The organism is Sphingobium quisquiliarum P25, assembly GCF_000445065.1.
Taxonomy (GTDB): domain Bacteria; phylum Pseudomonadota; class Alphaproteobacteria; order Sphingomonadales; family Sphingomonadaceae; genus Sphingobium; species Sphingobium quisquiliarum.
This window is the reverse complement of the sequence record NZ_ATHO01000082.1, coordinates 1-9,298: the sequence shown is the minus strand read 5'-3', so window position 1 is coordinate 9,298 and position 9,298 is coordinate 1. Positions and strand designations below refer to the sequence as shown.

Here is a 9,298-nt window from a genome sequence, read left to right as displayed (position 1 = left end):
CGCCGGGCCGCGCTGTTGAAGGCCGCCGACGCGCTCGACGCCAAGGCGCCTGATTTCATCAGCGCCATGATGGAAGAAATCGGCGCGACCGAGGGCTGGGCGCGCTTCAACCTGATGCTGGCGAGCGCGATCGTGCGCGAAGCCGCCAGCATCACCACCCAGATCGGCGGAGAGGTGATCCCGTCCGACAAGCCCGGCTGCATTTCCATGGCCATCCGCGAGCCCGCCGGGGTCGTGCTGTCCATGGCCCCGTGGAATGCGCCGATCATCCTCGCCACCCGCGCCATCGCCGTGCCGCTCGCCTGCGGCAACACCGTGGTCCTGAAGGCGTCGGAACAGTGCCCGCGCACCCATGGCCTCATCATCGAGGCGTTCGTGGAAGCGGGCCTTGGCGGCGGCATCGTCAACCTCGTCACCAACGCGCCGCAGGATGCCGGAGAGATTGTGGGCGCGATGATCGACCATCCCGCCGTCCGCCGCGTCAACTTCACCGGCTCCACCGCCGTGGGCAAGATCATCGCCAGGCGCTGCGCGGAAAATCTCAAGCCCGTCCTGCTCGAACTGGGCGGCAAGGCGCCGATGATCGTGCTGGACGACGCCGATCTGGACGAAGCGGTCAAGGCCGCGGCGTTCGGCGCCTTCATGAACCAGGGCCAGATCTGCATGTCGACCGAGCGCATCATCGTGGTGGATGCGATCGCCGACGCCTTCGCTGAAAGGTTCAAGGCGAAGGCCGGCTCCATGGCCGTGGGCGACCCGCGTGAGGGCAAGACGCCGCTGGGCGCGGTCGTGGATACCAGAACGGTGGACCATGTCCGCTCGCTGATCGATGACGCGCTGGCGGCGGGCGCGACGCAGCTTACCGGCGGCGATGCCAATGGCGTGCTGATGCCTGCCCATGTCATCGACAATGTGACGCCCGCGATGAAGCTGTTCCGCGACGAAAGCTTCGGCCCGGTCGTCGGCATCATCCGCGCCCGCGACGAGGCTCATGCGATCGAACTGGCCAACGACACCGAATATGGCCTCTCCGCCTCCGTCTTCACCCGCGACACGGCGCGCGGCCTGCGCGTCGCGCGGCAGATCCAGTCCGGCATCTGCCATGTGAACGGCCCGACCGTCCATGACGAGGCACAGATGCCCTTCGGCGGCGTCAAGGCATCGGGCTACGGCAAGTTCGGCGGCAAGGCCGGGATCGACAGTTTCACCGAACTGCGCTGGATCACGATCGAGACCGAGCCGGGTCACTATCCGATTTAGCTTACCCGTTCCGTCACCCCGGACCTGGTCCGGGGTCCCGCTTCCTCGCCCCCATCGAGCAAAGGCAGCGGGATGCCGGATCAAGTCCGGCATGACGATATTCTCATTGAAGGACCGCAATCATGACCAACATCCTCCAAGTCGAAGGCGTCGAGCAGACCGAACTGGAAACCGTCGCCTTCACCGTCGAAAACGGCATCGCCTGGGTCAGCCTCAATCGCCCGGACAAGCGCAACTGCATGTCGCCGCGCCTCAACCGCCAGATGATGCGCGTGCTCGATGAGCTGGAGTATCGCGACGATGTGGGCGTGCTCGTCCTGACCGGCGAAGGCACGGCCTGGACGGCGGGCATGGACCTTAAGGAATATTTCCGCGAAACCGAAGCGCAGGGCCTGAAAGGCACGCGCAGCGCGCAGCGGGAAAGCTATGGCTGGTGGCGGCGCCTGCGCTGGTATCAGAAACCGACCATCGCCATGGTCAACGGCTGGTGCTTCGGCGGCGGCTATGGTCCGCTGTTCGCCTGCGACCTCGCCTTCGCGGCGGAAGAGGCGCAGTTCGGCCTGTCCGAAATCAACTGGGGCATCCTGCCCGGCGGCGGCGCGGCCAAGGTCGCGGTGGAACTGACGAGCTTCCGCAACGCCATGTATCATTCGTTGATGGGCGAGAATATCGACGGGCGTAAGGCCGCCGAATGGGGCTTCGTTAATGAAGCGATCCCCCTCGCCCGGCTCAAGGAACGGGTGACGGAAGTCGCCAATGTGCTGCTGACCAAGAACCCGGTCGCGCTCAAGGCGACGAAGGACGCCATCCGCCGCGTCCGCGAAATGACCTATGACAATGCCGAAGACTATCTGGTCCGCGCGCAGGAAGCAGCCAACAGCTTCGACAATGAAGGCCGCAAGGAAGGCATCAAGCAGTTCATCGACGACAAGACGTACAAGCCGGGCCTCGGCGCATACGACAAGTCCAGGCAGAACGCCTGACGGTCCCTTCATCCTCGGAGTAATGACCCCCTGCCCCGTTCGGGCTGAGCTTGTCGAAGCCTTCCGCTGAGCCAATGGCGAAGCGCTTCGGCTTTGCCTCAGCAGAGCCCTTCGACATTCCACCGAGAAAAGTGGCTCGGTGGAACAGGGCGAACGGGGACATCAGGTCATCGCACAACCCCCATTTCGAAAGCCTGACAGCCATGACGGTCGAAACCATCACAGCCTCTCCCGCAGCAGGCGCAGCCGGTCATTCCCTGGACCGGCTGCTGCGTCCCCGGTCCGTGGTGATCGTGGGGGCATCGGACAAGCCCGGCGCGCTGGGCGCATCGGTGCTGGCCAACCTCGACCGGAACGGCTTTGCCGGCGGCATTCACCTCATCAACCCCAAGCGGGCGGAGATTGCCGGGCGGCCCTGCCTTCCCTCGGTGGATGCCTTGCCGGAGGGCGTGGACGCCGCCGTCCTCGCCATTCCCCGCGCGGCCGTGCTCGATACGATCAGGGGCCTTGCCGCGCGCAAGGTCGGCTCCGCCATCATCTTTTCCGCCGGTTTCGCGGAAGGTGGTGAAGAGGGCCTCGCCGAACAGCGCGAGATCGGCCGCATCGCGGCGGAAAGCGGCATGGTCATCGAAGGCCCCAACTGCCTTGGCATGACCAACTTCATCGACCGCGTCCCGCTGACCTTCGTGGAAACCAGCGTCAAGCCGCTGAAGGGCGGCGCTGGCATCGGCATCGTGTCGCAGAGCGGGGCGATGGCCTGCGTGCTTTCCACCGTGCTGGCGAGCCGCGACCTTGACCTCAGCTTCTCCGTCTCCACCGGCAACGAAGCAGCATCCGGGGTCGAGGATTATGTCGAATATCTGCTGGAGGACGCCTCCACCCGGGTCATCGCCATGATCGTGGAGCAGTTTCGCAAGCCCCGGCGCTTCCTGGCCGCCGCCCGCCGCGCGCGGGCGCTGGGCAAGACCATCGTCCTCCTCCACCCCGGCAAGTCGAGTGCCGCGCGCGAGTCCGCCGCGACCCACACCGGCGCGATGGCGGGCGATTATCAGTTGATGCGCGCCAAGGTCGCGCGCGCGGGCGCCATCTTCGCCGAAACGCTGGAGGAGCTTGGCGACATCGCCGAAATCGCCCTGCGCTGCCCCGCCATCCCGGCGGGCGGCGTCGCGGTGCTAGGCGAATCCGGCGCATTCAAGGCGCTGACCCTTGACCTGTGCGAGGATCTGGACCTCGACCTGCCAAAGGTGGATGACGAGAGCGCCCCCGCCCTGCGCGCGGCGCTTCCCGATTTCGTGGGCGTTTCCAACCCGCTCGACATGACGGCGCAGGGGCTGGTCGAACCCGACCTCTACTACCGCACCCTTGCCGCGCTGTTCGGCGACGACCGTTTCGGCAGCGTGGTCGTCGGCATCATTCAGAATGATCCGGTCACCGCCGCGATCAAGCTTCCGCCGATCCTGCGCGCTGTCGAGGAACTGAAGCCGCAAAAGCCCGTCATCTTCGCCGGGCTCGATGAAGGCGCGGACATTACCGCCGCCTATATCGATCAGCTGCGCGCCGACGGCATCCCCTATTTCCCCTCGACCGAACGCACGCTGCGGGCGCTGAAACGCCTTAACGAGCACGCTCGCCGCGATTTCTCCGAAGGCGACAGCTCGCCTCTGCCCGCGCCGGGCCTGCCGCAGGCGGGCGGCGTCGTCCCGGAATATCGCGCCAAGCAGATCCTGGGTCCCCTTGGCATCCCCTTCCCCAGGGGCGCATTCTGCACCAGCGTCGAGGAAGCGCTGACCGCCGCCGGACAGATCGGCTACCCCGTCGCTCTCAAGGCGCAATCCGCCCGCCTCAACCACAAGAGCGACGCGGGCGGCGTCGTCCTCAACCTGAGCGACGCGGACGAATTGCGGGCCGGGTGGGACCGCCTCTACGCCAATGTGTCGGCCTATGACGCCGCTCTGACGCTGGACGGCGCGTTGCTGGAGGGCATGGGCGAGCGCGGGGTCGAACTCATCATCGGTGCGAAAAGCGATCCCGAATGGGGGCCGGTGATCCTAGCGGGCTTCGGCGGCGTCACGGCAGAAATCCTGCAAGATGTGCGCCTGCTCACGCCCGATCTCACGATCGATGCGATCACGGCCGAACTGCACAAGCTCAAACAGTCCGCATTGCTGCGCGGCTTCCGGGGCTCCCCCGCGCTCGACGTTGAAGCGGTGGCGAAGATCATCGCGACCCTGGGCCGGGTGCTGATCGCCGAACCCGCGATCCGCGAGATCGACCTCAACCCCGTCATCGTCTATCCTGAAGGAAAAGGCGCGATCGCGCTCGACGCCCTCATGCTGACGGCGAAGGTATAATTGCACTTACCCCGTTCGTGACGAGCGCAGCCGGGACACGTCATGCAGCGCTTCTCGACTTCGCTCGAAGCGAACGGGAGTCTAACATTGGGAGGGATCATGGCAGCGGCGCGCGAGGCCTTCGCAAAGCTCAAGGCGATCGACATTCATGTCCACGCCGAGGTAAGCTGCCATGACCCCGAAGACCCGATCTTCGGCGAATTCGCCGACGCCGCCACGCACTATTTCAAGGCGCCGCGCCGCCGCCCGACCATCCCCGAAACAATCGCTTACTACCGCGAGCGGCAGATCGGCTTCGTCATGTTCACCGTGGACATGGAGGCAGGCACGGGCATCAAGCGCATCCGCAATGAGGAGATAGCGCAGGCCGCCGCCGACAATAGCGACATCATGATCGCCTTCGCCTCGATCGACCCGCACAAGGGCAAGCGCGGCGCGATGGAAGCGCGCGACCTCATCGAAAATCACGGCGTGCGCGGCTTCAAATTCCACCCGCCGATCCAGAATTTCGATCCCGGCGGCCGCATGGCCTGGCCGCTTTATGAGGTGATCGACCATTACAAGCTGCCGGTCATCTTCCACACCGGCCATAGCGGGATGGGCAGCGGCATGCCCGCAGGCGGCGGCATCCGCCTGAAATATGGCCAGCCGATGCTGATAGACGATGTCGCGGTCGATTTCCCGGACATGAAGATCATCCTCGCCCATCCCGGCTGGCCATGGACGGACGAGTCCCTGTCCATGGCGCTGCACAAGCCCAACATCTTCATCGACCTGAGCGGCTGGAGCCCGCGCTATTTCCCCGAACAGATCATCCGCTACGCCAATGGCCAGCTTGGCCATAAATTTCTGTTCGGGTCCGATTTCCCCCTGATCCCGCCCGGCAAATGGATCGCCGCTTTCGATGAGGCCGGATTCAAGCCGCATCTGCGCGACCCGGTCCTGCGGGACAATGCCCTGAACCTGCTGTTTGGAAAGGATGACGCGTGACGAACCCGGTGGAACGCCGTGAGCTGTTGAAGGCGATCCCCGGCATCGCGCTCGCCAGCACCGCCACATCGGCCGCCGCCGCGGAGCCCCCGGCGCTCGCCGTGCCGAAGCTGACGCTGGCGATGCGGCTGCGCGTGCTCATCGCCCCGCCGCAGGAACTGGGCCTTGTTGATGGCGTGCGCAAGCGTGTCATCCCCATCACAGGCGGCACGGTGGAAGGCCCGCGCCTTACGGGCAAGGTGCTGCCCGGCGGCGCGGACTGGCAATCGATCCGCCCGGACGGCACCGCCGACATCCTCGCCCGCTATTCGATAGAGGCGAGCGACGGCGCGATCATTTCAGTCATCAACCCAGGCTACCGCCACGGCCCCGCGCCCGTCCTGGCGCGCATCGCCGCGGGTGAGGAGGTCGACCCGGCGCTCTATTATTTCCGCGCCACGCCCCGTTTCGAAGTGGCGAGCGAGGGTCCCCACGCCTGGCTGGGGCGGACCGTCTTCGTGTGCACCGGCGGGCGCTATCGCGATCATGTGCGGCTGGACTTTTTCGCGGTGAGCTAAATTCTCGGTGAGCTGAAGAAATATCAAAACAGGGATGGGATTGAGGGATGGCTTCGAACGGCACGGACATCAGGCGCCTTCTGGATGAGGCCCCATTGGGGCGAATGCAGATCGCGGCGATCATCCTCTGCATCCTGCTGAACGCGCTCGACGGGTTCGACGTGCTGGCGATCAGTTTCGCCTCTCCCGGCATCGCCGCCGAATGGGGCGTCGATCGTGCGGCCCTGGGCATCGTCCTGTCGATGGAGCTGATCGGCATGGCGGGGGGATCGGTGCTGCTGGGCAATCTGGCAGACCGGATCGGACGGCGGCCAACCATCCTCCTTTGCCTGATCGTCATGGCGAGCGGCATGCTGGCGGCGACCTTTTCCAACAGCGTCGTGTCGCTGTCGGCCGTGCGGCTGGTCACCGGCCTTGGCATCGGCGGCATGCTGGCCTGCACCAACGCCATGGTCGCGGAACTCGCCAATGTCCGCACCCGCAGCCTGGCCGTGGCCCTGATGGCGGCGGGCTATCCGATCGGCGCGATCCTGGGCGGGTCGATCGCCTCCATGCTGCTGGTGGCGGGCGGATGGCGCGACGTCTTCCTGTTCGGGGCGATCGTCACTGGCATCTTCCTGCCGCTGGCATTCTTCCTGCTGCCTGAATCCATTGGCTTCCTGCTGCAAAAGCGGCCGCAAAATGTGCTGGCGAAGGTGAATGCGCTGCTCGTCCGCATGGGTCACAGCGCCGTGGACGCGCTTTCCCCGCCGGATGCCGCCGCGCCCAAAGCCTCCTTCGCCGCCCTCTTTTCCCCCGGCCTGCTGCGGATCACGCTCCTGCTCACGGCATCCTATTTCGCCCATATCATGACCTTCTATTTCATCCTGAAATGGGTGCCCAAGATCGTCGTGGACATGGGCTTTGCTCCTTCGGCGGCGGGCGGCGTGCTGGTCTGGGCCAATGTCGGCGGGCTTGGAGGGGCGCTGCTGCTCAGCATGCTGAGCTGGCGCATTCCCGTCCGGGTCCTGGTGATCGCCGCCATGCTGATATCGGCCGTGATGGTGACGCTGTTCGGTCAGGGCCAGTCCAGCCTGTCCGGGCTGGCGCTGGTCGCCGCCGCCGCCGGTTTCTTCACCAATGCGGCCGTGGTCGGCCTTTATGCGATCATCGCCCAATCCTTCCCCACATCCGTGCGGGGCGGCGGCACCGGCGTCGTGATCGGTATCGGCCGGGGCGGCGCGGCGCTGGGGCCGATCATCGCCGGATTGCTGTTCAGCCTGAATTTCGGTCTGCCGCTGGTCGCCCTGGTGATGGGCTGCGGCTCCCTCTTCGCCGCCGCCGCGCTGCTGATGCTTCGCCCGGCGGCGGTGAGGTAGGATATTGGCGCAACCTGCTCCTGCTAAGGCAGGAACACTGTCGGGCTTACAGCGGCAGCCCCACATAATTCTCCGCGATGGTCGTCTGCGCCGCCACGGAAGATGCGATATAGTCCAGATCCGCCACCTGCATGCGCCGGTCGAAGGGATCGTTGCTGGGGAAGCGATGCATCAGCATCGTCAGCTGCCAGGAAAAGCGTTCCGACTTCCAGATGCGCGCCAGCGCCCGGTCCGAATAGCCCGCGATCCCGTCATTATCGCCGCGCCGGAAATAGCCGGTCAGCGCTTCGGACAGATAATAGACGTCCGACGCCGCGAGGTTCAGGCCCTTGGCTCCGGTCGGCGGCACGATATGGGCGCTGTCGCCCGCCAGCATCAGCCGCCCGTGCCGCATCGGTTCGAACACGAAGGACCGCAGCGGCGCGATCGACTTTTCCAGCGCCGGACCGCGCGTGATGCGCGCGCCAGCCTCCGGCCCAAGCCGCACCGCCAGTTCGTCCCACAGCCGGTCGTCGGGCCAATCCTCCACCTTCTCGTCCAGCGGGACCTGGATATAATAGCGGCTGCGCGTTTCCGACCGCATCGACGCCAGCGCGAAGCCATTTTCATGATTGGCGTAGATCAGTTCATGGTTGCACGGCGGCACATCGGCCAGGATGCCGAGCCAGCCGAAGGGATACACCTTCTCATAAGCCCGCGCCACCGATGCCGGGAACGCCTGGCGCGAGGGTCCGTGAAAACCGTCGCAGCCGCAGATGAACTGCGCGTCGATGCGCTCCGCCTTTCCGTCCTTCACATAGGTGAGGTAAGGCGCATCCCCTTCGACATCGTGCAGCGTCACGTCGCCCGCCTCGTAGATCACCTGCAAGTCGCGTCCGGGCGCCGCATCCATCAGGTCGCGGGTCAATTCGGTCTGGCCGTAGACCATCACCTGCTTCCCCGTCAGCGCCTTGATATCGATGCGGATCAGCCGCTCGCCATCGGCCAGGTTGAAACCGTCATGCGGCAACCCTTCGCGGTGCATCCGCTCGCCCAGGCCCAGCCGGTCCATCAGGTCCGTGGTCGTGCGTTCCAGAACGCCCGCGCGGATGCGTCCCAACACATAATCGGCGGACGCGCGTTCCACCACCACGACGTCCAGTCCTTCGGCGCGCAGCAAGTGACCCAGCAACAATCCTGACGGTCCCGCGCCGACGATGGCGATCTGCGTTTTCATGAATGTCTCCTCTCCGCTCACTATGCGGAGCATCTTGGCGCAAGCGCTGCTTGCCGGACATGGCGCTACCGGCGTATAAGTTGGACGATCCGGCAGCTTTTCAGGTGGCCATGACCGCACCCGTTCCAACCTTCTATCTCTATGGAGAGCCCCAGCGCGGGGTGGAGGAAGGCTTTGTCCATGTCGAAAGCCTGGACGACCGCTCCCGGCCCAGCGAGTGGACGATCCAGCCGCATGTCCATCGCGACCTCAACCATATGATCCTGATCGCGGAAGGGGGCGGATCGATGCGCGCGGATGGCGGCGCGGTCGCCTTCGACACGCCGTGCCTGCTGATCATCCCGGCGGGCATCATCCATGGTTTCGTCTGGCACCGCGAATCCCGCGGCTGGGTGACGACCATCGCGGGCAGCTATCTTCAGCTTCTGCTGGACCGCGACGCCGAACTCCAGCCCCTGTTCCAGACGCCCCGCGCCGTGCCCGTGCCGGGCGGCGACCTTCAGGAAATGGAAACGGCGATCGAGCGTCTGGGGCAGGAACTCGCCTGGTCCGGCCCCGGCCGCCGCGCCGCGGTCGAAGCGCT

7 protein-coding genes and 1 pseudogene are annotated in these 9,298 nt (G+C 65.6%); 7 read left to right on the top strand and 1 reads right to left on the bottom strand.

Features of this window, described 5'->3' with window-relative positions; all coding sequences use genetic code 11:
• The 6 genes from L288_RS31835 to L288_RS31810 all read left to right on the top strand — a co-directional run.
• Window positions 1-1,260: aldehyde dehydrogenase (locus L288_RS31835; RefSeq protein ID WP_021238268.1), on the top strand; the 1,260-nt coding region annotated here is incomplete at its 5' end.
• 122 nt (window positions 1,261-1,382) lie between these two features.
• The gene (locus tag L288_RS31830; protein ID WP_021238267.1) at window positions 1,383-2,243 is read left to right on the top strand and encodes a p-hydroxycinnamoyl CoA hydratase/lyase; all 861 of its coding nucleotides are present in this window, start codon (window positions 1,383-1,385) and stop codon (window positions 2,241-2,243) included.
• A gap of 203 nt (window positions 2,244-2,446) precedes the next feature.
• The gene (locus L288_RS31825) at window positions 2,447-4,594 is read left to right on the top strand and encodes an acetate--CoA ligase family protein (protein WP_021238266.1); all 2,148 of its coding nucleotides are present in this window, start codon (window positions 2,447-2,449) and stop codon (window positions 4,592-4,594) included.
• Between the two features lie 99 nt (window positions 4,595-4,693).
• The gene (locus L288_RS31820; protein WP_021238265.1) at window positions 4,694-5,584 is read left to right on the top strand and encodes an amidohydrolase family protein; all 891 of its coding nucleotides are present in this window, start codon (window positions 4,694-4,696) and stop codon (window positions 5,582-5,584) included.
• Window positions 5,581-6,141 (top strand): DUF3237 domain-containing protein, encoded by a 561-nt coding sequence (locus tag L288_RS31815; protein ID WP_021238264.1) that lies wholly within the window; start codon window positions 5,581-5,583, stop codon window positions 6,139-6,141. Before L288_RS31820 ends, L288_RS31815 begins: the two co-directional genes overlap by 4 nt.
• A 47-nt stretch (window positions 6,142-6,188) precedes the next feature.
• Window positions 6,189-7,499, top strand: a complete 1,311-nt coding sequence (locus L288_RS31810) for an MFS transporter (protein WP_021238263.1) — start codon at window positions 6,189-6,191, stop codon at window positions 7,497-7,499.
• Between the two features lie 46 nt (window positions 7,500-7,545).
• On the opposite strand, the gene pobA is transcribed toward L288_RS31810, so the two are convergent.
• Complete coding sequence (gene pobA, locus L288_RS31805; RefSeq protein ID WP_021238262.1) at window positions 7,546-8,715, bottom strand: 4-hydroxybenzoate 3-monooxygenase; 1,170 nt, start codon at window positions 8,713-8,715, stop codon at window positions 7,546-7,548.
• 110 nt (window positions 8,716-8,825) lie between these two features.
• Here pobA and L288_RS31800 point away from each other — a divergent pair.
• Window positions 8,826-9,298, top strand: a pseudogene (locus L288_RS31800) (helix-turn-helix domain-containing protein); the annotation flags it as partial.